Genomic DNA, 25,385 nt, shown 5'->3' on the forward strand with positions numbered 1-25,385 from the left:
TCGCTGCAGCGCCCGGTGCGATCCAGTGCAAGCGCCCCAGTCAAACACTGGAACGGAGCTTTTTGCTCCCGAACGGTATCACCGGCTGCGCGCGGACAGAGCCGGGGTCACCGCACCCCCATGCCTGGCCAGCGCGTGCTCGATCAGCACGTCGATGACCTGGCTGTAGCCGATGCCGATCGCGGCGAGCGCCTTGGCGTACATCGAGATGTCGGTGAAGCCGGGCAGCGTGTTGACCTCGTTGACCAGCAGCGAATCGTCGGCGCGCAGGAAGAAATCGACGCGCGCCATCGCCTCGCAGCCGAGCGCACGGAAAGCCTGAGCGGCCATTTCCTTCGCCTTGCCGGCGACACCTGCCGGGACATCGGCCGGTACTTTCACCACCGCGCCGTCGGCGTCGAAATATTTGGCCTCGTAGGTGTAGAAGCCATGCTTGCCGGCCGGGATGATTTCCCCGGGCAGCGACACCGTCAGCGAGCCGTCGGCCCGCTGCAGCACCGAGCACTCGATCTCGCGGCCTTCGACGAACTCCTCGATCAGCACCTTGCTGTCATAGCGCAAAGCCGTCTCGACGGCCTGCTCGAAGCCATCCCTGTCCTTCACCTTGCTCACCCCGAAGGACGAGCCCTGGCGCGCCGGCTTGGCGAAGAAAGGCAGCCCGAGCGCGCCGGCAACCTCCTGGAAGGAACAGACATCGCCCCTAAGCACGGTGACCGAGCGGGCAACGGCAAGCCCGGCCTCGCGCATCAGCCGCTTGGCGACATCCTTGTCCATGGCGGCCGCCGAGGCGAGGATGCCGCAGCCGACATAGGCGACATCGGCGACTTCCGCATAGCCCTGTACCGACCCGTCCTCGCCGAACGGCCCATGCAGCACGGGAAAGACGACATCGACTGGCGGCAAGTCAGGCCGCAGGCCAGCTTGGGGCACGGCCACCAGCCGGCCCTTGCCGCCGGGCAGCAGGGCAATCTCCACGCCGTCCCCGGACACCGGAGCCCCTGCCCCGCCGACGCCGGCTTCGGACGATGGCTGCAGCAGCCATCTGCCGTCCCTGGAAATGGCGATCGGGACCACCTCGTAGCGCGCCCGGTCGATCGCCTTCAGCACATTGGCGGCCGACAGCCGCGACACGTCATGTTCGGCCGAGCGCCCGCCATAGAGGATGGCAACCCTGATCTTGTCCTTCATTGAAAATCCCCTGGAAATCAAAAGCTGACGGCAATGCCGCGATTGGCAAAGAAGCGGTCGAAATCGGACGGGGCCAACACTGCGTTTTCCTGTGTGGCGGTGGTATGGCCGGATGGATTGTGAAAGCGGAAAAGCTGATCCGACGCGGACGTGACCAGCACAAGATGCCCGCCCTTCGACGGCGGCTCGCGCTCGGGCCAGCGGATGGCACTGCTGACCGAAGCGATGAAGAAGCGCGACTGGCTAAGGATCGCCGGGATGTCCGACGTCGCGACATTGGTCATCACCTTCGCCTCCAGGCCAAATTCCGCCTGCACGAAGGTCACGAAGGGTGCGTAGATCAAGCCCTTGATCGATCCCGCGCTGACGACATAGCCGCCATGGCCAGTGCATCGCCTGGCAAGCTCGATCGTCGGCACGGTCTCGCCGCGGGTCGCCAGGATCATCTTGAGACACGCCATGCCGCAGATGTTGGCGGCCCAGACCGCGTATTCGTCGAGTGTTGCCGCGCCCGAGCCCTGCCACAGCGGATCGCGCCTGAGCGCTGCCTCCGCGCCATCGGCGAGCACGGCCAGCGTCATGTCGGGCGTTTCCCACTGGCTGAAAAACGGCACGGTTTCAGGCAGTGGACGCATGCGGACTCCCGGGAGTAGCTGGCTCCATCTCGTATACGAGGATACGAGATGGATGAAAAGCTGCTTGGTGCCCGTTTCGAAACTCCAGTAGCCCCGGCGCCGCCTACTCGACCTTCGTCCAGCCGAAAACCAGCCAGGCGTATTTCGATTTTTCGTCGGGCTCGGCCGTGTAGGTCATCTGTATGTCGCCGTCCTTGGCGTAGATATCAAGCCTGGGCGCGGTGTCGAGCTTGAGCCACAGCGAACTCTTGCTGAAGGACCAGGCTCCGCACCAGACGCAAGGCCCTGATGCCGGGTCGCCGGGCTGATGAAAATTGTAGCGGCCGTCCGCCGTGATCTCCAGATAGTCGAACGCGGTGTAAAAATTGGTCACCGTCTGCTGGAATTCATTGGCGGCCGCCTCCTGCTCTGGCGTGGGCGCATCCGTCATGTCGCGCGGCGGCCGGATGGTTGCGCCGCTGAGTTTCCACTTGCCGACAAAGTCCTTTTTGGGTCGGAAGATATTCCTCCTGGGCTTGCGCCGAAGAAATATGAGCAACGGATAATGTACCGGCCAGGCCCATGGTCGCGACCGCAAGTAGAAGTGCTGTGGAACAGACGGCCTTGGTCGCGTTTTGCATAAAATTATTCCTCGATGGCGGGGTAAGCGATGTCAGTTTGGGCGTTTTATTGAAAAATCCGCGGCACGCGTTGCATCGATGCTGATTCCCGTCCGCCATCGGCACGGTTAGCATCGAGGCTGGCAATCTGGCAACGCGGGGGATGTCGTCAATGTGCACGACCTCGGGTCAGGGCACGGAAAACGCCGGAGTAGGTCTCCCTGGATCTTCTAGAAGGTGATCCTCACCGAGGCCGCGCTGCGCGTATGCGGTCCGTGATGTACGGCCTCGATGTTGTTGCCGTCAGGGTCGAGCAGGAAGGCGGCGTAATAGCCGGGATGATATGGTCGCTCGCCCGGCGCGCCATTGTCCGTGCCGCCCGCCGCCAGCCCGGCCTTGTAGAAGGCATCGACCATGGCGTGATCCCTGGCCTGGAAGGCCAGATGATGACGGCCGGTGAGCTTTCCCAGTGCGGCGCGGCTGTCGGCACTGGAGACGAACAGTTCATCGGCCCAGAAATAATCCTCGGCGCTGCCGCCGATCGGCACGCCGAGCACGCCGAAGAGCGCCTCGTAGAAGCGCCGGCTGGCTGGCAGATCCCTGACCACCAGCTGGATATGGTCGATGAGCCGGCCGCGATGCAGTTCCTGGGTCGCCATGCAAAACTCCTCCTCGCAAGACCTCGAATTTAGGCCCGGCGGGAGCGCCGTCAATGCGCGCAGACCAGGCCTTAGCCCTTGAGCAGGGCCGCCAGCCGGGGAATGCCCTCGCTCACCGCGCGGCGGTCGGCCAGCGTGAAGGATAGCCGCAGCGTGTTGCGCCCGGTGCCGTCGGCATGGAACGCGTTGCCGGGCACGAAGGCGACGCGCGCCTCCTTCACCGACCGCGCCAAAAGCTCAGTGGCGTCTGAGCCTTCCGGCAGCGTCGCCCAGACGAACATGCCACCTTCCGGGCGGCTCCAGCTCACGCCCTTTGGCATGTTGGCCTCGAGTGCCGCGAGCAAGCCGTCGCGGCGCTCGCGATAGGCGCCGATCAGCTTTTCCACCTGGGCGTCGAAGACGGCTTCGGCGACGCGGTGCATGACGAGCTGGTTGATCGACGGGCTGTGCAGGTCGGAAGCCTGCTTCATCAGCACCAGTTTCTCCACCACGTGGCGCGGCGCGCACACCCAGCCGACGCGCATGCCCGGCGACAGGATTTTCGAGAACGAGCCGCAATAGAGCGTGCGCGCCTTGTCGATGCCGCCGGAGCGCGCGCAGTCGAGCGCCAGGATCGGCGGCACGCCCTCGCCGTCATAGCGCAGCGCCCGGTAGGCGGCGTCCTCGATGACGGCGATGTCGAGCTCGCCGGCAAGATCGAGCACCGCTTCGCGCTGCTTTTGGTCCAGCGTGTTGCCGGTCGGGTTGGCGAAGTCCGGCACCAGATAGGCGAATTTCACCCGGCCGCCATTCGCTGCGGCGGCGGTGTGATAGGCCGCCGGCGTCATGTTGCCGCCTTCCGGCCGCAGCCGGTCGTAACGCGGTTCGTAGGCGTTGAAGGCCTGCAGGGCGCCGAGATAGGTCGGCCATGTCACCAGCGCGGTATCGCCGGGCGACAAGAACAGCTTGCCAAGATAATCCAGCGCCTGCTGCGAGCCGGAGGTGATGAAGACGTTGCCCTCGTCGCAGGCGATGCCCAGCTTGCCCATCTGCCCGGCGATCCAGCGCCGCAGCGGCAGGTACCCTTCCGAGACCTGGTACTGCAGCGCCGCCCCCGCCTCCGCACCGCCCAGCACCGAGGCATAAGCGTCGCGGATGGCGTCGGCCGGGAACAGCGCCGGATCGGGAATGCCGCCGGCGAACGAGATGATGTCCGGCTGGTCGAGCAGCTTCAGCAGCTCGCGGATTTCGGAGGCTTTCATGCGCGACGAGCGCGAAGCCAAAAGGTTCATAAGGGTCAAGTCACGCCTCCCCGGACGTTTCGAATATAGGTCAACTTGGCTGACCTATATCCGCTTTGTCAGGCAATTTGAATAGTGCCTGAATGCCTTCCGCTATGCGCCAGGGAGCGAAGCGACGCGGTTCAATCCCCATCCGCGGACTTGGCCTTGCCGCACTGCGCCAGCACTTTGCCGATGGCTCCGCTGGAGCCCTTCAGCGGAAAACTAGTCGCGCCATATTTGGTTGAACCGACCGATACCTCGCCCTTGGAGCGCAGCAGGTCCAGCAGCGGATCGGCCTTGGTCAGGTCGACCACGAAATAATTGTACATCTCCTCCAGTTGCAGCGTCTTGGTCACTGTCTTGCCCTCGGCCTTGAAATCGAACGAGCCGCTGACGCCCGGTTCAAGCTGCTGGCCGGAGGCGCCGAGGTCTAAGCTCAGCATCGGCTTTTCAAAACAGGTCAGCATCAGCTGCGCGTCGCCCTTAGGCCCGCCGCAGACCGAGGCGGTCAGTACGCTGCCGCCCTCATCTTCCTCCATCTTCGCGCTCCAGCCGCCGCACGACGCGGCAAACGCCGGCTGCGCAGCCTGCAGTGCGGCCAAGGCACCGGCAACAGCGAGATATCCAGCTCTCATGACTTTCCCCCAATTCGCTCCTCTGGAGCATTTGCAGCACCCGCCAGCAGCATATAGGAAAAGCCATCCGGTGGCATTGGCTGTTCAGCACCGGTCCTGGTTTGGAGAGAGCGGTGTTGGGAGCCTGTGTTCGTCCGTGCCTTTTCATGGCCGCCCTGGTGGCCATGCCGCTCACCGCCCATGCGCAGTGGAAGCCGGTCGAGAAGGTCGAGACCTATGCCATCTCGGGCCAGTCCGGACCGGAACTGTACCGCTCGATCGGCGAGAACGGGCCGAATGTCGGCGTTGCCCGGGCCATCGCCCACACCAATTTCAAGCTGACCTGGACCCGGGACTATCAGGCGCGGGCTGGTGCCTGCGTGCTGGCATCGGCCAAGCCGAAGCTCATCATCACCTACACCTTGCCCAGCCCCTCCTCGCCGCTGCCGTCAGCCGTCCAGAAGAACTGGGAGGTTTTCCTCGCCGGCGTCAGCGCCCACGAAAAGGTCCATGGCGTGACCATCGTGGACATGGTGCGCAAGATCGAGACGGCGACCGTCGGCCTGACGGTCGCCGATGATCCCAAATGCAGCAAGATCCGCACCGAGATGACCAAGCGCCTGTCGGCACTCTCGCTGGCGCAGCGCCAGGCAAGCCGCGACTTCGACCGGATCGAACTCGGCCAGGGCGGCAATCTGCAGAAGCTGATCCTCGCCTTGGTCACTGGCGGCTAAGCGCTCTCACCTTCAAGCCTCGGACATGAGGCTGTCGAGCAGTTCGAGGCCCTCGGGCCAGTCGCCCAGGCCGGTGTCGGCATTGATGTGGCCAAACGGCCCGATGACAGCGATGCGGCTGCCCCATTGCTTCGCCCGCGCCTGGGCATATTCCTGCGAGCCATAGGGATCGTCGGTGCTGGCCACCACCAGCGAGGGGAAACGCAGCCGGCCCTTGGGAATTCTGGCGAAAGCCATGCCATATCCGGGAAAGATCGCCGACGCCGGGTCGGGAACGCCAACCAGCAACGCCGCCTTGACCAGCCTCAGCGAAATTTTCTGCCAATGCGCGACCAGCAGGCAGGACAGGCTGTGCGCGACCAGCACCGGCGGCCCGGGCGCCGCGACCACCGCTGCCTCCAGCGCCGCCAGCCAGTCGGTGAAATCAGGCAGGTCCCAGCTTGACGGCTGGAAGCGCTGCATGGCGTGATTGGCGCTTTCCCAGCGCGATTGCCAGTGCTCCGGGCCGGAACCGCCACTTCCCGGCAGGATGATGAAATGCGTCATGTCGCCTTGCTCCAATCGATTGTTCGGGCATGATGGCGTCTTGCGGCGGCGTCGGGAATGGGAAACCATCGGGTAAATCATTCTCCGGCCGATGGATTCAAGGTGAGCATGAAGATCAGTGATGAGCGCGCGCCGCTCGACCCGACCGACGTCGCCATTGTCGAGGCCATGCAGCAGAACGGCCGCATCGCCATATCGGAGCTCGGCCGCCGGGTCGGCCTGTCGCAGCCGGCCACCTCTGAGCGGGTCAAGCGGCTGGAAGAGCGCGGTGTCATCGCCGGCTACACCGCGGTGATAAATCCGGCCGCCCTCGGTCTTGGCATGATGGCGATCATCCGCGTGCGCACCACGCATGAGCACATCCGGCCCTGCCTGAAGCAGTTCGCCGAAATGCCCGAGATCACCGAGGTGCACCGGCTGACCGGCGAGGATTGCTTCATCCTGAAAGTGGTCGTGCCCTCGCCCGCCCACCTTGAAACCATCGTCGACGCCGTGGCGCGCCACGGTGCGGTCACCACGGCATTGGTGCTGCGCAGCGAGACGCCGAAGCCGATCGGCCGCGAGCTGATCCGGAGGTCGTCCGGTTAGACCAAGGCTTTTTCGCCGCGCAATGCGCGGGCTTTAAGCCCGCCAGGCTTGCAGATCGGCCAGGATCCGCGCCTTCAGCGCAGGGTCGGCGTAGCTCGCATGCACCGATGTCGCGGCGAGATGCCGGACGGTCTCGCCGTCCCAGGCGAAGGCTTCGGCGCAGGCGCCATAGGATGCTTCGAGCGTGGTGTCGAGCAGCGACGGGTCGTCGGTGTTGATCGAGACCGGGACACCGGCCTTGCGCAGGGCATCGAGCGGATGCCCGGCAAGCGAAGGGTAGACACCGAGCGCCACATTGGAGATCGGACATGTGCCTAGCGGAATCTGCCTTCGCGCCAGCAACTCCACCAGTTCAGGGTCTTCGATCGCCCGCACGCCGTGGTCGATGCGGTCCGCGCCAAGCAGTTCGATCGCATCACGCACTCCTTCGGGGCCGCTCGACTCGCCCGCATGAACGGTGCGCCGCAAACCCGCGGCGCCGGCGCGGCGGAACGCCTCGGCGAAACGTGGTCCGGTGCGGCCGGCAGCCGCTTCATTTCCATCGATGGATAACGCAACAACGCGCTTGTGCCTGATCGTGCTCAGCAGTTCCACCAGTTCGATCGCTTCCGCCGCCGACTGGGTGCGGAGCAGGCTGACGCAAAGCCCGACCGGCGGGTGCCCGTCCTGCTCGGCGGCCGCGAAACCCGCGTCGAACGCGTCGATCATCCCGGCGATGTTGCTGTGCCAATGTGGCCAGTGCGTCGGGTTGAAGATGACGTCGGCATAACGCACGCCGCTTCGGCTCATGCGCTGCGCGAATTTGTAGGCAGTGGTTGCGAGTTGCTCGCGTGTCCGGAATGTCCCGCACAGCCAGTCGAGCATCTCGAGGAAGCTCTTCAAATCATGCGCTTCGAAGAGCCTGTCGCGCGGCGCGCGCAGCGGAATGCCGGCTTCCTCGCAATTGCTGATCACATCGTCGGCCTCGAAGCAGCCTTCGACGTGGATGTGCACTTCGGCTTTCGGCAACCCGATGAAGTCGGTCAATGACGCCTCCCATGTTCTCCGGCGCCATCAGACCATGAAATGGCCGGCCTCCATTTCAAGAAATGATTGAAAGAATTGCGCCTTGGGGCCGAGAGATTGGTGGCGCATCGCGCCACCCAGCCCTCACCGCGTATCCGCACGTGCCGTCAGCTCCGCCCGTTTTTCGTCCGACACCACCGCCAGATCCAGCACCTTCTGCAATTCGGCGGCATGGCGGAAGGAAGGTTCGCTCTGCACGCCGCCCCGTACCGCATCGGCGAAACGCTGGTAGTTGGTCGGCACGGTGCCGGCGTCGAGCTCTTCCCATATGGCGTTCTCGACATTGTTGCCGACGCAGGCCTTCAGCGCCGAGCCGTCGAGATTATGCACCACCTCGATGCCGCCTCTGTCGCCATAGATGCGCAGGCGAAGCTCGTTGAGATGGCCGGTCGCCCAGCGGCTGGCATGCACCACGCCGAAGGCGCCGTTGGAGAAGTCCACCGTCATGGCGAAGCTGTCATTGGCGTCGAGCCCATAGTCGCCGATCCGGTTGCCGGGCGCCTTGTCGAAGGCGCGCAGCCGACAGAACACATGCTCGATATCGAGCGCCGCACCATAGCTGGCGAAATCGAGGATGTGGATGCCGACATCGCCGAGCACCCCGTTCGAGCCGTGGCCGCGCGACAGGCGCCACAGCCATTTCGGATCGGTGCGCCAGTCGCCCCAGAATTTCGACACCAGCCAGCTTTGCAGATAGGACGCCTCGACATGCCGGACGGTACCGATCTCGCCCGCCTGCACCATCTGGCGCGCCTTCTGGAGTGCCGCGACATTGCGGTAGGTGAGGTTCACCATATTGACGATGCCGGCGGCTTCCGCGGCGTCGGCCATCTCGGTCGCCTTGCCGAAATTTTCGGCCAGCGGCTTCTCGCACAGCACCGGCTTGCCGGCGGCGATCAGCGCCATGGTGGTCGGATGATGGATGCGGTCCGGCGTGACATTGGCGACCGCGTCGAAGGCGCCCCATCGCAGCGCTTCCTCCAGCGAGGTGAACCGGTTTGGGATATTGAACTCGTCGGCGAATTCGCCGACGCGCGCCGGATCGACATCGGCGGCGCCGACGATGTCGACACCCTCGACGACGCTGAAGCGCCTTGCATGTTCCTGCGCCATCCAGCCGGTGCCGAGTATCAAAAGCCGCATTTTTTCTCCCGTCGTCTCAAGGGTGTTGCCGGCGACTGTGGAGATACCCCCCTCCTCCCGACCCTCTCTCGTCCCAGCCAGCGCCTCAGATAGTGCGGAAAGTGCCGCCGTCGACACAGATGTTCTGTCCGTAGCCGGCGAAGCGCCGCCCCTACCCCTCCACCGTCTCCAGCACACTGAGCAGCGTGCCTTCCATGTCGGGCTCCTCGCCGGAGCAGACGCACAGTACCTCGGCGTCGCCCTCGCCCACCGACAGATAGGCGTGACCCATGGTGGAATCGATGTAGACGCTTTCGCCCTCTTTAAGCCGCACAGGCGCGTACTGGTCGGTGTGCAGTTCGATCTCACCCTTGAGCACGATCAGGAATTCCTCGCCGGCATGTTTTGTCAGCGGGCCGAACTCCTCCGGCGTGCGGGCGCGCGCATAGGCATGGATCGGCACCATGCGTTTGCGCACCAGATCGGTGGCGAGATAGCGGTAGTCGTAGTTGCGGGTCAGCTGGCGCAGTGTGTTGGACTGCGATGTCACCGAGCGGCGGGTGCGCGCCGAAGGCTGCTTGCGGTCGCCGCTGAGCAGTTCCGTCACATGGATGCCGAGCCCCTCGCAGATCTGTAAGAGCTTGTCGTAGCTCAGCGACATCTGGTCGTTCTCGACCTTGGACAGCGTCGACACCGCGACGCCGGTAAGCGTGCTGACCTCCTGCAGGGTCCAGCCATGCGTTTTTCTCAGGGCGCGAAGACAGTCACCGAGGTTCGGTTGCTCCGACATTGTCAGCTCCGTTGCGCGGCCATCGAGCCGCTTGCCCACCCTAGGTAGTCGAACTCCCCGGCTCCATCAACAACATCGACAATTTTCTTATACGCTAAATATTGACTGGATATGAAATTATTTTTACGACTGACGGATGCAGTCGAACTCCTCCAAAAAAATCGTTGTCATCGGTGGCGGCATTGCCGGCCTGTCGCTGGCGGCCGCCGTGCGGGACTGGGCCGAGGTCACCGTCATCGAGCGCGAGCCGCATCTCGGCTACCACGCCAGCGGCCGCTCCGCCGCTTTGTTCACCGAGACATACGGCAACCGGCTGGTGCGAGCGCTGACGCTGGCCAGCCGCCAGGCCATCGTCGAGGGCGGCTTCGTCGCACATCGGCGCGGCGCGCTGCATGTCGGCTGGAAAGGCGACGACGCGGCGATCGATAGGCTGGCCGGCGAATTGCAGGCGCTGGTGCCCAGCGTGCGCCGCCTGTCGGCGGCCGAACTCCATGCGCTGGTCCCGGTCATTGCCGCCGGCGCCACCTGCGGCGGCGTCTATGAGCCGGACGCGGTGGATGTCGACACCGGCAAGATGCTGGCAGCCTGCGCCTCGGCGCTGAAGGCCAGTGGCGGCACCATCCGCACCGGCGAGGAGGTCAGCGCCATCTCGACCCTCGGCGACGGCTTGCGGGTGGAAACCAGCGCCGGCGCCTATGCGGCCGACATCGTCGTCAACGCCGCCGGCGCCTGGGTCGATGTCGTCGCCGGCATGGCGGGGCTCCCCGGGCTCGGATTCCAGCCGAAACGGCGCACCGCCTTCCTGTTCGATCCGCCCGCCGCCACCGATATTGCCGGCTGGCCGCTGGTCGTCGACCTGCACGAACAATTCTACTTCAAGCCCGATGCCAGCAGGCTGATCGGCTCGCTCGCCGACGAAACCGATTCCGAGCCGTGCGACGCGTATCCGGAAGACATCGACGTCGCCATCGCGGTCGACCGCATCGAGCAGGCGACGTCGATGCGCATCGGCCGTCCGTCGACGCCGTGGGCGGGCCTGCGCACCTTCGCGCCGGACCGCACGCCGGTCGCCGGCTTCGATCCGCGCCTGCCCGGCTTTTTCTGGCTCGGCGGCCAGGGCGGCTACGGCTTCCAGGTGTCGCTGACTTTGGCCAGGCTGAGCTCGGCGCTGATGCGCGGCCAGCCCGTGCCCGAAGATGTCGCCACGCTCGGCGTCACCGCCGCGGCGCTGGCGCCAGATCGTTTCCTCACCTAGGCGGCGACGCCATGAGTTCCATGCCCACCCCGTAAAGTGTCATCAGGAGCGTTTGCGATGAAATCCACCGTTCTGCGCGAAGTCCTAACCAGATCCCTTCTGGCCTCGTCCGTCATGGCCGCATCGATGCTTGTCGGCCAGGCCAATGCCAAAACCCTGGTCTATTGTTCGGAAGCCAATCCCGAGACCTTCAACCCGGCGATCGGCATTGCCGATTCGACCATGGACGCCGCCGCCAAGACGATCTTCAACCGGCTGGTCGAGTTCAAGCCGGGCACGACCGAGGTCGGACCGGCGCTGGCCGAAAGCTGGGAGGTCTCGCCGGATGGCAAGACCTATACCTTCCACCTCAGGCACGGCGTGAAATTCCAGTCGAACGAGCACTTTGCGGCAACACGCGACTTCGACGCCGACGACGTGCTCTACACCTTCAACCGCCAGCGCGACGCCAACAATCCCTATCACAAGCTCGGCGGCGGCGCTTACGAGTACTTCAACGCGCTGGGCATGGGCACGCTGATCGACAAGATAGACAAGGTCGACGACCACACGGTGCGTTTCACGCTGACGGCGGCCAACGTCACCTTCCTGGCCGGGTTGGCACTCGACTATCTCTCGATCCTGTCGCTGGAACAGACCGAGAAGATGGTGGCCGCCGGCACGCCTGAGCTGATCGACAGCCAGCCGGTCGGCACCGGGCCGTTCGTGCTTCAAGCCTATGTGCCCGACAGCCAGGTCCGCTACGCCGCCAACAAGGATTACTGGCGCGGCGCGCCGAAGATCGACACGCTGGTCTTCGCCATCACGCCCGAACCGACCACCCGCGTCGAGCGCATCAAGGCCAATGAGTGCCAGGTCGCCGCCCCGCCGCCGCCCAGTGCGGTCGCCGACCTGCGCGCCGATCCCGATATCACGGTGCTCGACCTCAAGGGCCAGAATATCGGGATCCTCGGCTTCAACGTCGAACACCAGCCGCTGGGCGATGTGCACGTACGCACAGCGCTGGCCAAGGCGATCGACCGCAAGGCGATCGTCGAGGCGGTCTATGCCGGCGCCGGCACGGTCGCCGGCAGCGTCGTGCCGCCGGCGCAGCTCGGCGCCGTCACCGATGCCGGCATCGACTACGATCCCGCCGGCGCGAAGAAATTGCTGAAGGAGGCCGGCCACGAAAGCGGCCTCAAGATCAGCCTGTGGGCGATGCCGGTGTCGCGCCCCTACAACCCCAACGCCAAGCGCATGGCCGAGATGATCCAGGCCGACTGGGCCAAGGTCGGCGTCCACACAGAGATCGTCAGCTTCGAATGGGGCGAATATCTCAAGCGCACCGCCGCGGGCGAGCAGGATGCCTTCCTGCTCGGCGGCAGCAGCGACAATGGCGATCCTGACAACATGCTGAGCTACCTCTTGTCCTGCGACGGTGTGAAGGGCGGCTCCAACCGCTCGCGCTGGTGCGACAAGGATTTCGAGAAGCTGCTCGACGAAGGCCGCGTCGCCGCCGACCCGAAAGAGCGCGCCGCCATCTACGGCAAGGCGCAGGCAATCCTGAAGGCCGAAGTGCCGGTGGCGCCGATCGCCCATTCGATGGTGGCGATCCCGATCCGCAAGAGCGTGCTCAACTACGTGCTCGACCCCTTCGGCCGGCAGAATTTCGCCGCCGTCGATATGGCGGAGTGAGGGCGGGGCGCTTCTTACCTTCCCCCCCTTTGGGGGGGAAGGTGTCGCCGAAGGCGACGGATGAGGGGTGCTCCAGGGAACGCCAACGTCTCACTCCGCTGGAACACCCCTCATCCGTCTCGGCGCTAGCGCGCCGATCCACCTTCTCCCGCAAGGGGAGAAGGGAAAAAGAAAGCGAGACATCCATGCCAAACCTGACCGCCCTCCTAGACACCTATCTCGCCGATGGCGCGGTCGGCGCCTCGCTCGCCTATTCGACAGGCGCCGCACCAACCGCCCTCACCGCCGGCCTCTCCGACCGGCGGCACGTCACCCCTGTTACTCCGGACCAGCTGTTCAAGATCGGCAGTTGCACCAAGACCTTCGTTGCCGCCGCCCTGGTCAAGCTCGCCGAGACCGGCAAGCTCGATCTCGGTGCGCCGATCTCCGCCTGGTTCCCGGATCTGCCAGGCGCCAAAGACATTTCGGTGCGGCAGCTGATCAACCACCGCAGCGGCCTGCCGGAATTCGAGTACTACATCCCGATGGACCCGAGCCGGCAGTGGACGCCCCGACAGCTGGTCGATATCGCCTTCGCCTCCGACAAGCAGAAGGCGCCGGGCGGTCCCGCCGTCTACAACAACACTGGCTATGTGCTGGCCGGCTTGGTGATCGAGGCCGTCACCGGCCAGTCGCTGGGCGGCTATGTCAGGAGCGCGATCCTCGAGCCGCTTGGCCTGGAAAACACCTGGTCGCCGGCGACCGAAGCCTTCCCGGAAAAGGCGATGGTGCGCGGCTATTACCACCGGCCGCCGCCGGCGCCGAATGCGCCCACCGACATCGCCTCGGGCGGCGAGATGTGGCGCATGGACGGCGTGCTGCCCTACGCCGACGACCTGCAGGACTCTTCCGATTCCTTCCCGTTCGGCGCCGCCTATGGCTGCGGCGACATGGTGTCGACGCCATCCGACATGGTGACGTTCATGCGCGGCCTGTTCTCCGGCCAGCTGTTGTCGCCGCCCTTCTTCGCCGAGATGTTCGAACGCCGCGTGCCGGCGAGTTTTCCAGGCACCCGCATGCGCGAGACCGGTGCCGGCATGTTCCAGAGCAGCTATGCCGACCGCGCCTTCTACGGCCACCAGGGCAGCATTCCGGGCTATGTCGCCGTCATGCTGCACGATCCGCAGTCGAACCTCACCATCGCCATGACCAGCAATGTCGGTTCTGGCAACCGCCTGTCCTTCCAGGCCAGCGGCTTGCATCCGGTTGTCGACCAGGCGATCCGGATTATCCTGGGAGACTGACTTTATCCACTCAAGGGCGCCGGCCGGAAGACAGCGACGGCCGCCGCGACAATCTCCGCATTGTCTTTTGCCGTCCTGCCATCGGCGAGCGTCCTGTCATCCTCCAGCCCGACCCGCGTCGACCAGCGCTTCCGATGCGCAAGCTCCACGAACGGCCAGACCGTGGCGTCGACGCCATGCAGCAGGATCGGTCGCCGTACCTCGGCGCATTCTAGCACGGCGGCGATGCCATGCGCTTCGTCGAGTGCTGCATTCAGGTCCTGGATGTCGATCTCGGTCAGGATGCGCAGCACCCGGTCGCGATCGGCAAACGTCACGAGGCGCTCGGCATCTTCCGTCGTGGCAAGCCCGGCCTCGATACCGACGGCATTTGAATAAAAAGCGCCTGTGGATATTTACCTCGCGTTCCGCCAGGCCGGCCAAGATAAATTAGGGCGGGATCATGGAGGGACCATTGACCAGCGATTTTTCAGCCGCCCGCGTCCACCTCGAACGTGCCTATCACTATCTGCGTGGCAATGACGAGACGAGCCGTGCGGCGTGTGACGCCCTCGATCTGTTGATCGAAACGGTGGCGGAAGCACAACACAGGCGACCCGAAATTGGGGTAGTGGAATTTCCGCGATCGACGGCGCGGCAAAACCGTTAGAGAGCAATCCAGGAAAAATGTGAAACGGTTGTCCCGGGAAAAGCGCCTAGCACCTTCCCTTGGGATTGCGTCAAAACGTAGTGTCGAGTTTCAGGTAAGGTCATCCTCACCTGAAACTCGATACCCCCGGTTCACGATGCCTTGCGGGTCGCCACGTCGCTCGCACGTGCGACGATCTGCTCAAGCGGCTCCGGCCGGTGCAGCAGGAAGCCCTGGCCGAAGGCGACGCCCATGTCGCCGAGCATGGCCAGCGTGTCCTGGCGCTCGATTTTCTCGCCCACCACGTCGCAGCCGAGGCTGCGGGCAATGCTGGTGATGGCCAGTACGATCTCGCGGTCGAAGCGGCTTTCCGTGATGTGTTCGATGAAGGAACCGTCGATCTTGATCGTGTCGACGGGGAAACGCCTGAGATATTCGAATGAACTCATGCCGGCGCCGAAATCGTCGAGGCTGACCCGGCAGCGCCGCTCGCGCGCCTTGCGCACGAACTGTTCGGCGGCGTCGAAATTGGTGACGGCTGCGGTCTCGGTGATCTCGAAGCCGATGCCCGAATGCGGCACTCCGGTCTCGTCTATGACACTGTCGACGAACGCCCACAGTTGCGGATCGCTCAGCGTCTGTGCCGACAGGTTGAAGCCGAGCGTCAGCGCGCCCGAACGCAAGGCGGCGCCGTACCGCGACAGCGCGGTGCGGATGATCCAGCGGTCGAGCCTTGAAGCGATGCCGAACCGCTCGGCCACCGGAATGAATTCGCCCGGCGGCACCAGCCGGCCATTGCGCCCGGCGAGCCTGGCCAGCACTTCGACATGACGGCTTTCCTGCCAGGGCTTGCCGAGCAGGTGGATTTCCTGGCCGAACAGTTTCAGCCGTCCGTCTTCCATGGCGTCGACCGTATCGGCGGCGACGCGCGCGGCATTGAGCCCGCCAGACCCCGATTCGACCATCGTGGAGAACACCGCGAAACGATTGCGCCCGGCAGCCTTGGCCGCGTAGCAGGCGTCGTCGGCGCAAGCCAGCGCATCGGCGACCGTGGTGCTGGCGTCGTCGATGAAGGCGATGCCGATCGAGGCCGCCAGTTTGCGTGACAACGCGGTCGTGCCGAGGTCGGCCTCGCGCACCGCGCCGAGCACGGCAGTGGCGATCCGCTCGGCCTGCGAGGCATCGCAATGCGGCACCAGCAGCGCGAATTCGTCACCACCCAGCCGCGCCGCGTGCGCCGCCTGCGGCAGGCAGCCACGGATGCCGGCGGAAACGCTCTTCAGCGCTAGGTCGCCGGCGGCGTGGCCGGCAAAGTCGTTGAGCGCCTTGAAGTAGTCGAGATCGACATAGAACACCGCCAGCGGCACACCCGCGGCGATGTGGTCGGCGAGCAGCCTGTCGAAGGCGGCGCGGTTGCACAGGCCGGTCAGCGCGTCGTGGCGGGCCGCGTAGGCAAGCTCCTGCTCGCGCAGCTTTTCCTCGGTGATGTCGCGCACCGTACCGAGGATCTGGCCGGCAGCACCCGCGGCGGCGACGAAGCGCACCAGCGACTCGACATGGCGGATCTCGCCGTCACGCCTGATGATGCGGTATTGCGAGGCGGTGACGCCGTCAGAGCCGGGTGGCGGCAGATGCGCCCGCTCGGTGGCTTCCTTGTCGTCGGGGTGCAGATAGCTGTGCCAGAGGTCTGCTGTCACCTCGTCGGTGCCGGCGACCAAGCCGAATATGTCCCTGGTGCGAGCATCCCAATAGCTCTTGTTGGTGGCAATGTCGTAGTGCCAGATGCCGGTGCCGCTGGCGGCGAGCGCCAGGCGGAAGCGCACATTGACCTGTTCAAGCTCGGCCTCGGCGGCCTTCTGCTTGGAAATGTCGGTTTGCACACCCATCAGCCTGGTGGGCCTTCCGGACGTGTCGCGCTCGACGATGCCGCCGCGATCCAGCACCCACACCCAATGGCCCAGCTTGTGCTTGAGCCTGAGTTCGGTCTCGATGGCATCGGTCAACCCCGCAATATGGCGGTCGCCGCTGGCCAGCGCATGCTTGCGGTCGTCGGGATGGGTGAGTTGCAGCCACAGGTCGCTGGTGGCGGCGAGCTCATCCTCGCTATAGCCCAGCATATGCGCCCAGGTCGCCGAATAGAAGCAGTCGCCGGTCCGAATATCCCAGTCCCAGACGCCAAGCTGGGCGCGTTCCAGCGCTTTCGCCCAGAACGTTCCATCGCGACTTTTCTTGTCCTGACGCGCCATCGTCTGTTTCGCCTGCCCCACCCGCGGGCAATCTGCGACAGAACCAGAGAAGAAAGCGTTACTTCTGCCGAAGGGAAGCCGCTCAGCCTGGCAGTCGTTCGTTTGTGAACGCGCCTTTCGATTGGCGGGCAAGAACCGGAGTTTTACTGCCCCCGGTTCGTCCTACTGCTTGTCCCAGGCCACCGGCCCATCCGGTGAGCCCAAAGGCAAGGACAAGAGGATCCTCCAATGACCAAGCAAGAAGACAACAAGGCCGTCGTCGTCAGATGGTTCACCGATTTCTGGGGTGAGACCTGCGACCTGTCGGTCGTCGACGAGATCGCGGCGCCCGGCATGCTGCTGCAATATTCGCTGCATGAGCCGCGCCGCGGCCATGACGACATCAAGGTCTTCATGACCGATTTCCGAGCCGCCTTCCCGGATCTCAACTTCTGGGCCACCGCCGACCTCATTGCCGAGGGCGACTATGTCGTCGGCCAGTGGGAGGGTGGCGGCACGCATACCGGCCCGGCCTTCGGCGATTTCCTGGCCGGCTCGCTGCCCGCCGCCACCGGCCGCACGATGCGCTTCACCGGCACTACGGTGCTCAAGGTGATCGACGGCAGGATCGTCGAGGAGATCGGTCTCGACGACGGCGTTACCGCCCTCACGCAACTCGGCCTGATGAGAGCCGCTTGAGGCAGCACACGGGAACCATCGTCTCGGGCCAGGCGGCGTCAATGCCGCCTGGCTCGTCGACTACTGGCCCCGTTGCTTACTGGCTCGGCGCCATCGCATGCTCGCACGACACTTTCGGGTTCATGTCCGCGAAGGTGCCGGTCGGGTTGCCCTTCCAGGCCCAGACATGCAACTCGTAGAACTCACCCAGGCCGTAGCGGTTCGGCGCGCTGTTGAAGTTGAACAGTTGGCCGTCCAGGGATGCCGGCCCCTTCGAGGTGATGTATTCGACCGCCACCAGCTTCAGCGTGCCGTCGGCCATCGGCTCGTACATCACCGCTTCGGGACGGGCGATGTCGATCTTGTCGTCCTTCAGATACTGGCCGTTGACGTAGTGGATGCCCATGGCGCCACCGGTGATGCCGCTGGCGCAGGGAATTGGCGCATAGCCCTCGGCTGTCGCTGCCTTGACGTCGAAAAAGCGGCTGTTCGCGGCCCGCACCTTGTCGGCCAGCGGATTGGGACCGGACGCGGCGTCGGACGCCTCCTGATGCGCCTGTGCGAGGGTGGCACCGACGGCAAGCATGGCCCCCGCCATGACGAGCCTGTTTCGAAGATTTGACTTCATATCCATTCCATTCTTCTTGAAAAAGCACAGCTCGCCGGCCGCCGGAAATACGGAGGCCCGGCAGGCAAGCGCCGTGGCTGTTGTTGCTTGGCGATCCCGAATTCGATGTATCGTGGAAGGATCATCCCTTCGGCAGATACGGTATCGTTCCGGCCAGATCGGTGTCGTCGATGAGCTGGAAACGGCTGTCGCTGCCGCCCTGACGCGCCGAGACGAAAGGCGCGTAGGCCGGATCGTTGGTGAAGGCGCGCGCCGCGGCTTCCGACGGGAATGCCATCAGCGCGATCAGCGTGGTGTCGAGCGGCTTGCCCTCGAGCGTCTTCACATTGCCGCTGCGCGACAGATATTTGCCGCCATGCTTGTGGACGAGGTCGTGCACCGAGGCGGCGTAGTCCGGCACCCATTTCGGGTCCTTCATCTTGATGTCCGCGATAAGGTAAGCAGTCATGGTCGTATCCTTGGTTGCGGCGCACAGGGATATCCCGTGCAACCGGCCAAAGGGCTCGCATGGCAAGGCCTTTGCCAACCAGTCCGCGAACTGTACCGGGCCGGTACAGTTTCTGTACTCGCCGCTTCAATCATGAAGGGCTAATGTTCGAGTACGAAGGGCTAATGTTCGGCCCAACTTCGAGGGAGAGGCACCGATCATGGCCCAGCACGGATACAAGCAGTTCTGCCCGCTATCGATGGCCGCCGAGGTGCTGTGCACCCGCTGGACGATGGTGCTGATGCGCGAGCTGGTGGCCGGTTCGACCCGCTTCAACGACCTGCGCCGCGGCGTCCCCAAAATGTCGCCGACCCTTTTGTCGCAACGGCTTAAGGAGCTCGAACTGGCCGGCATCGTCGAGCGCAAGGCGGTCCAGGGCGAGAAGGGGATTTTCGACTATCAACTGACCGAGGCAGGCCGGGATCTGCGCCCCGTCGTCGAGGCTATGGGGTTCTGGGGGCAGAAATGGGTCGAGTCCCGGCTGTCGCTCAAGAACCTTGATCCGTCGCTGTTGATGTGGGACATGCGGCGCAATCTGAACCCCTCGCCGCTGCCCGATGGTCGCACCGTGATACAATTCCTGTACCAGGAACTCCCGGTCTCCAAACGCTCGTGGTGGCTGATCGTCGAGAAGCACGGCGAGGTCGACCTGTGCTGGTACGATCCGGGCTTTGAGGTCGACCTCTACGTCTCGACCGACCTGCATACGATGACGGCGATCTGGATGGGTCTGCTCACCGTCGAGAAGGCCGGCGCCAAGGTCGCCCTGACCGGCGATCAGGCTATCGGCAGGAAGATGCAGACCTGGCTCGGTCTCAGCCCGTTCGCGGTGGAACCTAAGCGCGCAGCTTAGCAGCGAGGGCTTGAGGGCGACCAGCGGCACTTTGTCAGGAAACGGGTGGCAAGGCCCGCGTTTGGCGGCTTCAATGCGGCCATGTTCATCACCCTGGCCAAAGATCTGAAACCCGTCCCGCTGCCGGTCGCCAATGATCCGCGCTGGACGCGCATCGTGGCGCGCGACAAATCGGCGGACGGCGAATTCTGGTATTCGGTGGCGACGACCGGCGTCTACTGCCGCCCCTCCTGCCCGTCGCGGCGGGCCAACCCGAAGAACGTGCAGTTGCACGACACGCTGGATCAGGCCAGGGCGACCGGCTTTCGCCCCTGCCGTCGCTGCAATCCGGATGGTCCCTCGCTTGAAGCCGGCAACGCCACGATGGTCGCCGGTGCCTGCCGCAGGATCGAGCAAAGCGAGGAGGAGCCCTCGCTGGCCGAACTGGCGGGTGCCGCCGGCCGCAGCGCCGGCTATTTCCATCGTGTCTTCAAGGCCATCACCGGCTTGACGCCGAAGGACTACGCCGCCGCACACCGTGCCGCTCGGGTTCGGCAGGGCCTCGAAGACGGCGCCAGCGTGACGGCCGCGATCTATGACGCCGGCTTCAATTCGAGCGGGCGTTTCTACGAAAAATCGACCGGCATACTCGGCATGACGCCGACCCGCTACCGTGCCGGCGGCGCCAACGAGGACATCCGCTTCGCCGTCGGCGAGACCTCGCTCGGCAGCATTCTGGTCGCGTCGAGCCAGAAGGGCGTCGCCTCGATCCTGCTCGGCGACGATCCCGACGCGCTGGTGCGCGACCTGCAGGACCGTTTTCCCAAGGCGCGGCTGATCGGCGGCGACCGCGACTACGAGGCGCTGGTCGCCCGCGTCGTCGGTTTCGTCGAGGCGCCGGCGCTCGGCCTCGACCTGCCGCTCGACGTGCGCGGCACGGCGTTCCAGCAGCGCGTCTGGCAGGCATTGCAGGAGATCCCTGTCGGCAAGACGGTGTCCTATGCCGAGATGGCGCGGCGCATCGGTACGCCGAACGCCACGCGCGCCGTCGCCGCCGCCTGCGCGGCCAACGCGCTCGCGGTGGCCATCCCCTGCCACCGCGTCATCCGCAAGGACGGCTCGCTTTCCGGCTACGCCTGGGGCGCGGAGCGCAAGCGCGCGTTGCTCGACCGAGAGGCGGGCGTGTCGAATGCTCCCGACAGCGCCTTTCGATCTGCACGAAGCTGACGGGCACCAGCATGCGCGCAATGGCAAGGTCTTCCACCTCCGGCGCGAACGTCCCGCCATCAGGCAGCATTGCGCAGCAGGAGGATGCGAAATCACAGGTGTTGGCCGCCATTGGCGAACTGGTCGATGAAGGTAAAGCTGAGTGGAGTCGCGGCGAGAGCGGCGAGATCGAGCTGCGGCTGGTGTCAGGCGAAGTGTTCGTGCTGGGTGAGGTCGCCGTCACCCGTGTTGGGTGAGCATGTTTGGGGCAGTGTGGTCCAAGTCCAGCACTCTACGGCGCCCCCCTCTGTCCTGCCGGACATCTCCCCCACAAGGAGGGAGATTAGCGGCTTCGTCGCCCCACTCGTTCCTGCAACATCGGAGATTAGCGAAGGCCGCGATAACAGCCAATCTCCCCACAAGTGGAGGAGATGTCCGGCAGGACAGAGGGGGGCGCCGTAGAGTGCCTACCTTCGCCGCAAATCGTCAAATCCCGAAATTTGAATTTGAAAGCAAGCACCGGAGTGAGAGCCGAGCACCCCACGGCTAGGGTTCAGGCACACAGAAGGAGTGAAGCAATGAACCTCATAGAAACCCATGTGCCGACAGCCTCCAACGCAGCCGCAGCCCTCGACACCATCACCTACGCCATCGGCCAATCCGCGATCGGCAACATCCTGGCAGCGCGCAGCCGGATCGGCGTCTGCGCCATCCTGATCGGCTCCAATGCCAAAACACTGGAGCAAGATCTCGCCAGCCGCTTCCCCGGCAGGATTCTGATTGAAGACGAACCCGCTCTGAGCGACGACCTCGCCGCGATAGCGCGCTTCGTCGAAACGCCCTCCGTCGACCTCGACCTGCCGCTCGACGTCAGCCATGGCACGCCGTTCCAGCAGCGTGTTTGGGGCGTGCTGCGCACCATCCCCCGCGGCGCCACCATCACCTACACCGCGCTTGCCCAACGCCTTGGCCAGTCCAACGGCGCCCGCGCCGTGGCGACGGCCTGTGCGGCCAACGCCATCGCGCTCGGCATTCCCTGCCACCGCGTTGTCCGCGCCGACGGCACGTTGTCGGGCTACCGCTGGGGCATCGAGCGCAAGCGCGCCTTGCTCGACAGGGAGGCACAGATATGAACGCCCACGCCAGGGTTGCCGCATCCGCGGTGGAAGCCGCAGAGACACGCGTCGGATCCTACGACTGGCCGGCATTGACCGCCGAACTCGACGGCTTCGGCTGCGCGGTGCTCGAAAAGCTGCTCTCTCGCGAGGAGTGCCGGCAGATCGCCGGCCTCTATCCCCAGGAGCAGCATTTCCGCAGCCACATCCACATGGCCAGGCACGGTTTCGGCAAGGGCGAATACCGCTATTTCCGCTATCCGTTACCCGATCTCATCGGCGGAATGCGCAGCGCCCTCTATCCCCGGCTGGCCGAGGTCGCCAACCGCTGGAACGAGCGCATGGGACGGGCGATGCGCTATCCCGCGACGCATGCCGAGTTTCTCGACCAGTGCCATGACGCCGGCCAGACGCGGCCGACGCCGCTGTTGCTGCAATATGTGCCCGGCGACTTCAACTGCCTGCACCAGGATCTCTACGGCGACCTCGCCTTCCCGCTGCAGGTGGCGATCCTGCTTTCCGAACCCGGCAAGGATTTCACCGGCGGTGAATTCGCGTTGACCGAGCAGCGGCCGCGTATGCAGAGCCGGGTCGAGGTGGTGCCGCTGCGCCAGGGCGACGCCGTTGTCTTCGCCGTCCACAATCGGCCGGTGCAGGGCACGAAAGGCAATTACCGCGTCAACCTGCGCCACGGCGTCAGCCGCTTGCGCTCAGGCATGCGCCACACCGTCGGCATCATCTTTCATGATGCGAAGTGAGCGCCGGCTCATGCCTCCCAATAGGGCGGATCGCCAAAGGCTTCGCGTAGCCATGCGGTGAGCGCGCGCAGCTTGGCGGATCCCCGCCTATCCTCGGGATAGGCGATATAGATGGTAGCTCCTTCAGGTTCGACACCGACATCGACGACCGTCAATCGCTTGTCGGCGATCTCGGTTCGGATGAAGTAGGCGGGAAGCAACGCCAGGCCGAGGCCGGCAAGCGCGGCGTCGCGCATCAAAATCCCGTTGTTGACGCGCAGCGAGGTTTCAGAGCGGATCGTCACCAGCCGACGCGAAATCTTGAACCGCCAGTCGGCGGCGCCCCTGATGGAATAGATGATGCCCTTGTGGCGTTTGAGGTCGTCGGTGGTCGCGGGCCATCCGAATCTCTCAATATAACCCGGCGAGGCCACCAGGAAACGGCGGCTCGAAGCCAGCTTCTTGACAATGACAGCTCCGTCATCGACGACCGGCCCGTGACGCACGACGGCATCGTAGCCATTGGCCACCATGCTGATGAAACGATCGTCGAGATCGAGCGTCAGTTCGATCCGCGGGTGCTTGGCCAAAAAGCCATATAACGCCGGGCCGAGATGGAGGATACCGAAGCTGGTCGGCGCCGATATCCTGAGCGGTCCAGCGAGTTCGCCGCGCTGTTCGGCGATTTCGGCGCTGGCCTCGGCCACCTCCTGCATGATGCGCTTGGCGCGCTCGTAAAAAACTCGCCCCGCTTCGGTGATCGAGAGTTTGCGGGTGGTACGGTCCAGCAGCCTTGTACCGAGGCTGCGCTCAAGCTCCGACAGCCGCTCGCTGATGACGGACTTGGACAGGCTCATGCGCCTGGCCGCCTCGCTGATCGAACCGGAATCCGCGACAGCTACAAACGCGGCGACGGATTCAAGCTTCAGCATTGTTCGGTTTTCCCGAATTCACAATCAGGCGACCGACACCTAACGAAATCAACGATATAGTGCAATAGTTGAAAGGACCACGATATCGTGGCGACAGAATAATACTCGGGGTAATGCTTCATGTTTCGTCCTTTGGTTATCGTACTAGGCCTGCTGTCATTCGCCGCTCCGGCGTCGGCGCGCGTGATCCCGTTCCCGACCGGCTTCAAGACGCAGACGATCGAGACCAACGGCAGCAGGCTTTATGTGCGCGTCGGCGGGCAAGGGCCCGCGGTCGTGCTGCTGCACGGCTTCGGCGATACCGGCGACATGTGGGCGCCAGCCGCGATGAAGCTGATGAAAGATCACACGGTGATTGTGCCGGACTTGCGCGGCATGGGCCTCTCGGCGCATCCGGACAGTGGCTATACCAAGAAGAACCAGGCGGTCGACATCGCCGGTGTGATGGATGCGCTGAAGATCGACAAGGCCGACCTGGTGACACACGATATCGGCAACATGGTCGGCTATGCGCTGGCCGCGCAGTATCCGAAGCGCATCACGAAATGGGTTGTCATCGACGCACCGCTGCCGGGCATAGGTGACTGGGACAAGATCAAGCAAAGCCCGTTGCTCTGGCACTTCAACTTCCGGGGCCCCGACATGGAGCGTCTGGTCGCTGGCCGCGAGCGCATCTACCTCGACCGCTTCTACAACGAACTTTCGGCCGACCCGAAGAACATCGACGAGGCAACGCGCGTCCATTATGCAAAACTCTATGCACGGCCGCATGCCATGCATGACGCCTTCGAACAGTTCAAGGCATTCGACCAAGATGCCATCGACAACCAGGCAATGCTTTCCACCACCGGCAAATTGCCCATGCCGGTGCTGGCAGTCGGCGCGGAGAAATCGGCCGGCACGACACAGGCAGACGTCCTGCGGTTTGTCGCGGCTGATGTAACGGGAGCCGTCTTGCCCACATCCGGCCACTGGATCATGGAGGAAAACCCGGACGCCACGGTCAAGCTCATCACCGATTTCCTCTCCAGATAACGACCGCCCGGCGCGACCACTTCGGGCTTGCTGAAACAGATCGCATGAACCAAGCCGAGGGGTTGTTCCCGGCAATGCGGCTGTCATGACAAAAGGGAAGCCATTCGATGTCGTTGTCGCATTTTCTTATTTCGGGAACCGCCGTCCTCATGGCGATGGCCGCGCCGGCTTCGGCCGCCGGCGGGCCGAAGAAAACCGTCGTACTGGTGCATGGCGCCTTTGCCGACGGCTCGAGCTGGAGCAAGGTCATCCCCTTGCTGGAGGCCAAGGGGCTCAATGTAGTGGCGGTGCAAAATCCGCTGAGCTCGCTTGCCGCTGATGTCGACGCAACCAGGCGCGTCATCGATGCCCAGCCGGGGCCAGTCATCCTCGTCGGCCATTCCTGGGGCGGTGTCGTCATCAGTCAGGCGGGCGTGGACGACAAGGTCAAGGCGCTGGTCTACGTCGCCGCTTTCGCACCGCCAAAGGGCTTGTCTGTGAACGATCTTGGCAAGGGTCAGCCGCCGCTACCCTGGGCAAGCGCCCTGCAACCCGACAGCGGCGGCTATGTCAGGCTAAGCGCCGAAGGCGTCGCCAAATATTTCGCGCAGGACCTGCCACCGCAGGAAATCAGCTGATCGCAGCCACGCAAGGTCCGCCCTTTGCCGGTATTTTCGACGAGAAGCTCGCTGCCGCCGCCTACGAGAGCAAGCCGAGCTTCTACATTGTCGCCAGCCAAGACCGCATGATACCGCCGGTTGCTGAAGCTGCGATGGCCAAGGCGATTGGCGCTGAGGTGACCGAGCTTGCGACCAGCCACGTTCCCATGCTCTCCAAACCGCGCGAAGTGGCCGATGTCATTCTGGCCGCCGCAGACTTGGTGAAATAG

General features: G+C 64.4%; 27 protein-coding genes and 2 pseudogenes. 14 read left to right on the forward strand and 15 right to left on the reverse strand.

The window, feature by feature from the left end; translation table 11 throughout:
- Positions 1 to 78: 78 nt before the first annotated feature.
- From LB577_RS01755 to LB577_RS01780, 6 genes and pseudogenes are all read right to left on the reverse strand, one after another.
- On the reverse strand, positions 79 to 1,188 hold the full coding sequence (locus tag LB577_RS01755; RefSeq protein WP_224685298.1) for a D-alanine--D-alanine ligase family protein: 1,110 nt from the start codon (positions 1,186 to 1,188) through the stop codon (positions 79 to 81).
- A 17-nt stretch (positions 1,189 to 1,205) separates the two neighbouring features.
- Entirely contained in the window at positions 1,206 to 1,823 is a 618-nt protein-coding gene (locus tag LB577_RS01760) for a C39 family peptidase (RefSeq protein WP_224685299.1), read from the reverse strand.
- 103 nt (positions 1,824 to 1,926) lie between these two features.
- Positions 1,927 to 2,443 (reverse strand): annotated as a pseudogene (locus LB577_RS01765) (hypothetical protein).
- A 209-nt stretch (positions 2,444 to 2,652) separates the two neighbouring features.
- On the reverse strand, positions 2,653 to 3,081 hold the full coding sequence (locus tag LB577_RS01770; RefSeq protein ID WP_224685300.1) for a VOC family protein: 429 nt from the start codon (positions 3,079 to 3,081) through the stop codon (positions 2,653 to 2,655).
- A 71-nt stretch (positions 3,082 to 3,152) separates the two neighbouring features.
- Positions 3,153 to 4,352: a PLP-dependent aminotransferase family protein gene (locus LB577_RS01775; protein WP_224685446.1), complete on the reverse strand. Its 1,200-nt coding sequence runs from the start codon at positions 4,350 to 4,352 to the stop codon at positions 3,153 to 3,155.
- A 131-nt stretch (positions 4,353 to 4,483) separates the two neighbouring features.
- Positions 4,484 to 4,978, reverse strand: a complete 495-nt coding sequence (locus LB577_RS01780) for a hypothetical protein (protein WP_224685301.1) — start codon at positions 4,976 to 4,978, stop codon at positions 4,484 to 4,486.
- Between the two features lie 146 nt (positions 4,979 to 5,124).
- Between LB577_RS01780 and LB577_RS01785 the strand changes: the two genes are divergently transcribed.
- Positions 5,125 to 5,691, forward strand: a complete 567-nt coding sequence (locus LB577_RS01785; protein WP_224685302.1) for a DUF922 domain-containing Zn-dependent protease — start codon at positions 5,125 to 5,127, stop codon at positions 5,689 to 5,691.
- Positions 5,692 to 5,703: 12 nt separating this feature from the next.
- On the opposite strand, the gene LB577_RS01790 is transcribed toward LB577_RS01785, so the two are convergent.
- Positions 5,704 to 6,237 (reverse strand): RBBP9/YdeN family alpha/beta hydrolase, encoded by a 534-nt coding sequence (locus LB577_RS01790; RefSeq protein WP_224685303.1) that lies wholly within the window; start codon positions 6,235 to 6,237, stop codon positions 5,704 to 5,706.
- Positions 6,238 to 6,345: 108 nt separating this feature from the next.
- Between LB577_RS01790 and LB577_RS01795 the strand changes: the two genes are divergently transcribed.
- Positions 6,346 to 6,825: an Lrp/AsnC family transcriptional regulator gene (locus tag LB577_RS01795; RefSeq protein ID WP_224685304.1), complete on the forward strand. Its 480-nt coding sequence runs from the start codon at positions 6,346 to 6,348 to the stop codon at positions 6,823 to 6,825.
- 33 nt (positions 6,826 to 6,858) lie between these two features.
- Here LB577_RS01795 and add read toward each other — a convergent pair whose 3' ends face one another.
- The 3 genes from add to LB577_RS01810 all read right to left on the reverse strand — a co-directional run bounded on the left by add (position 6,859) and on the right by LB577_RS01810 (position 9,802).
- The gene (gene add, locus LB577_RS01800; RefSeq protein ID WP_224685305.1) at positions 6,859 to 7,851 is read right to left on the reverse strand and encodes an adenosine deaminase; all 993 of its coding nucleotides are present in this window, start codon (positions 7,849 to 7,851) and stop codon (positions 6,859 to 6,861) included.
- Positions 7,852 to 7,974: 123 nt separating this feature from the next.
- Complete coding sequence (locus LB577_RS01805; RefSeq protein WP_224685306.1) at positions 7,975 to 9,033, reverse strand: Gfo/Idh/MocA family protein; 1,059 nt, start codon at positions 9,031 to 9,033, stop codon at positions 7,975 to 7,977.
- A gap of 151 nt (positions 9,034 to 9,184) precedes the next feature.
- Entirely contained in the window at positions 9,185 to 9,802 is a 618-nt protein-coding gene (locus LB577_RS01810; RefSeq protein ID WP_023768209.1) for a helix-turn-helix domain-containing protein, read from the reverse strand.
- A gap of 136 nt (positions 9,803 to 9,938) precedes the next feature.
- Between LB577_RS01810 and LB577_RS01815 the strand changes: the two genes are divergently transcribed.
- The 3 genes from LB577_RS01815 (at position 9,939) to LB577_RS01825 (ending at position 14,014) form a co-directional block, all read left to right on the forward strand.
- Positions 9,939 to 11,057, forward strand: coding sequence for an NAD(P)/FAD-dependent oxidoreductase (locus tag LB577_RS01815; RefSeq protein WP_224685307.1), 1,119 nt, complete (start codon positions 9,939 to 9,941; stop codon positions 11,055 to 11,057).
- A 57-nt stretch (positions 11,058 to 11,114) separates the two neighbouring features.
- Positions 11,115 to 12,731 carry an ABC transporter substrate-binding protein gene (locus tag LB577_RS01820; RefSeq protein WP_224685308.1) on the forward strand — a complete coding sequence of 539 codons (1,617 nt, stop codon included), beginning with the start codon at positions 11,115 to 11,117 and terminating at the stop codon, positions 12,729 to 12,731.
- A 185-nt stretch (positions 12,732 to 12,916) separates the two neighbouring features.
- The gene (locus tag LB577_RS01825) at positions 12,917 to 14,014 is read left to right on the forward strand and encodes a serine hydrolase domain-containing protein (RefSeq protein ID WP_224685309.1); all 1,098 of its coding nucleotides are present in this window, start codon (positions 12,917 to 12,919) and stop codon (positions 14,012 to 14,014) included.
- Between the two features lie 2 nt (positions 14,015 to 14,016).
- Here the strand turns inward: LB577_RS01825 and LB577_RS33235 are convergent, their stop codons facing one another.
- Complete coding sequence (locus LB577_RS33235) at positions 14,017 to 14,331, reverse strand: 3-keto-5-aminohexanoate cleavage protein (protein WP_224685310.1); 315 nt, start codon at positions 14,329 to 14,331, stop codon at positions 14,017 to 14,019.
- A 137-nt stretch (positions 14,332 to 14,468) separates the two neighbouring features.
- Between LB577_RS33235 and LB577_RS01835 the strand changes: the two genes are divergently transcribed.
- Positions 14,469 to 14,663, forward strand: a complete 195-nt coding sequence (locus LB577_RS01835) for a hypothetical protein (protein WP_181176884.1) — start codon at positions 14,469 to 14,471, stop codon at positions 14,661 to 14,663.
- 131 nt (positions 14,664 to 14,794) lie between these two features.
- Here LB577_RS01835 and LB577_RS01840 read toward each other — a convergent pair whose 3' ends face one another.
- Positions 14,795 to 16,888, reverse strand: a complete 2,094-nt coding sequence (locus LB577_RS01840; RefSeq protein ID WP_224685311.1) for an EAL domain-containing protein — start codon at positions 16,886 to 16,888, stop codon at positions 14,795 to 14,797.
- 228 nt (positions 16,889 to 17,116) lie between these two features.
- On the opposite strand from LB577_RS01840, the gene LB577_RS01845 reads away from it, so the two are divergent.
- The gene (locus LB577_RS01845) at positions 17,117 to 17,566 is read left to right on the forward strand and encodes an ester cyclase (protein ID WP_224685312.1); all 450 of its coding nucleotides are present in this window, start codon (positions 17,117 to 17,119) and stop codon (positions 17,564 to 17,566) included.
- A gap of 76 nt (positions 17,567 to 17,642) precedes the next feature.
- On the opposite strand, the gene LB577_RS01850 is transcribed toward LB577_RS01845, so the two are convergent.
- Both LB577_RS01850 and LB577_RS01855 read right to left on the reverse strand, forming a co-directional pair.
- Complete coding sequence (locus LB577_RS01850; protein ID WP_411969178.1) at positions 17,643 to 18,143, reverse strand: hypothetical protein; 501 nt, start codon at positions 18,141 to 18,143, stop codon at positions 17,643 to 17,645.
- Between the two features lie 151 nt (positions 18,144 to 18,294).
- Complete coding sequence (locus LB577_RS01855) at positions 18,295 to 18,621, reverse strand: DUF1330 domain-containing protein (RefSeq protein ID WP_013894455.1); 327 nt, start codon at positions 18,619 to 18,621, stop codon at positions 18,295 to 18,297.
- A 199-nt stretch (positions 18,622 to 18,820) separates the two neighbouring features.
- Between LB577_RS01855 and LB577_RS01860 the strand changes: the two genes are divergently transcribed.
- The 5 genes from LB577_RS01860 (at position 18,821) to LB577_RS01880 (ending at position 22,571) form a co-directional block, all read left to right on the forward strand.
- Entirely contained in the window at positions 18,821 to 19,513 is a 693-nt protein-coding gene (locus LB577_RS01860) for a winged helix-turn-helix transcriptional regulator (RefSeq protein ID WP_013894454.1), read from the forward strand.
- A gap of 81 nt (positions 19,514 to 19,594) precedes the next feature.
- Positions 19,595 to 20,719, forward strand: coding sequence for a bifunctional DNA-binding transcriptional regulator/O6-methylguanine-DNA methyltransferase Ada (ada, locus tag LB577_RS01865; RefSeq protein ID WP_224685447.1), 1,125 nt, complete (start codon positions 19,595 to 19,597; stop codon positions 20,717 to 20,719).
- A gap of 11 nt (positions 20,720 to 20,730) precedes the next feature.
- The gene (locus LB577_RS01870) at positions 20,731 to 20,955 is read left to right on the forward strand and encodes a hypothetical protein (protein WP_224685314.1); all 225 of its coding nucleotides are present in this window, start codon (positions 20,731 to 20,733) and stop codon (positions 20,953 to 20,955) included.
- 321 nt (positions 20,956 to 21,276) lie between these two features.
- Complete coding sequence (locus tag LB577_RS01875) at positions 21,277 to 21,831, forward strand: methylated-DNA--[protein]-cysteine S-methyltransferase (protein WP_224685315.1); 555 nt, start codon at positions 21,277 to 21,279, stop codon at positions 21,829 to 21,831.
- Positions 21,828 to 22,571: a 2OG-Fe(II) oxygenase gene (locus LB577_RS01880; RefSeq protein ID WP_224685316.1), complete on the forward strand. Its 744-nt coding sequence runs from the start codon at positions 21,828 to 21,830 to the stop codon at positions 22,569 to 22,571. The genes LB577_RS01875 and LB577_RS01880 overlap by 4 nt, the downstream gene beginning before the upstream one ends.
- A gap of 8 nt (positions 22,572 to 22,579) precedes the next feature.
- Here LB577_RS01880 and LB577_RS01885 read toward each other — a convergent pair whose 3' ends face one another.
- On the reverse strand, positions 22,580 to 23,482 hold the full coding sequence (locus LB577_RS01885) for a LysR family transcriptional regulator (protein ID WP_224685317.1): 903 nt from the start codon (positions 23,480 to 23,482) through the stop codon (positions 22,580 to 22,582).
- A gap of 120 nt (positions 23,483 to 23,602) precedes the next feature.
- On the opposite strand from LB577_RS01885, the gene LB577_RS01890 reads away from it, so the two are divergent.
- Complete coding sequence (locus LB577_RS01890) at positions 23,603 to 24,517, forward strand: alpha/beta fold hydrolase (protein WP_224685318.1); 915 nt, start codon at positions 23,603 to 23,605, stop codon at positions 24,515 to 24,517.
- Positions 24,518 to 24,672: 155 nt separating this feature from the next.
- Positions 24,673 to 25,385: pseudogene (locus LB577_RS01895) on the forward strand (alpha/beta fold hydrolase).

Origin of the sequence: Mesorhizobium sp. B283B1A (assembly GCF_020165735.1) — a bacterium.
GTDB lineage: Bacteria > Pseudomonadota > Alphaproteobacteria > Rhizobiales > Rhizobiaceae > Mesorhizobium > Mesorhizobium opportunistum.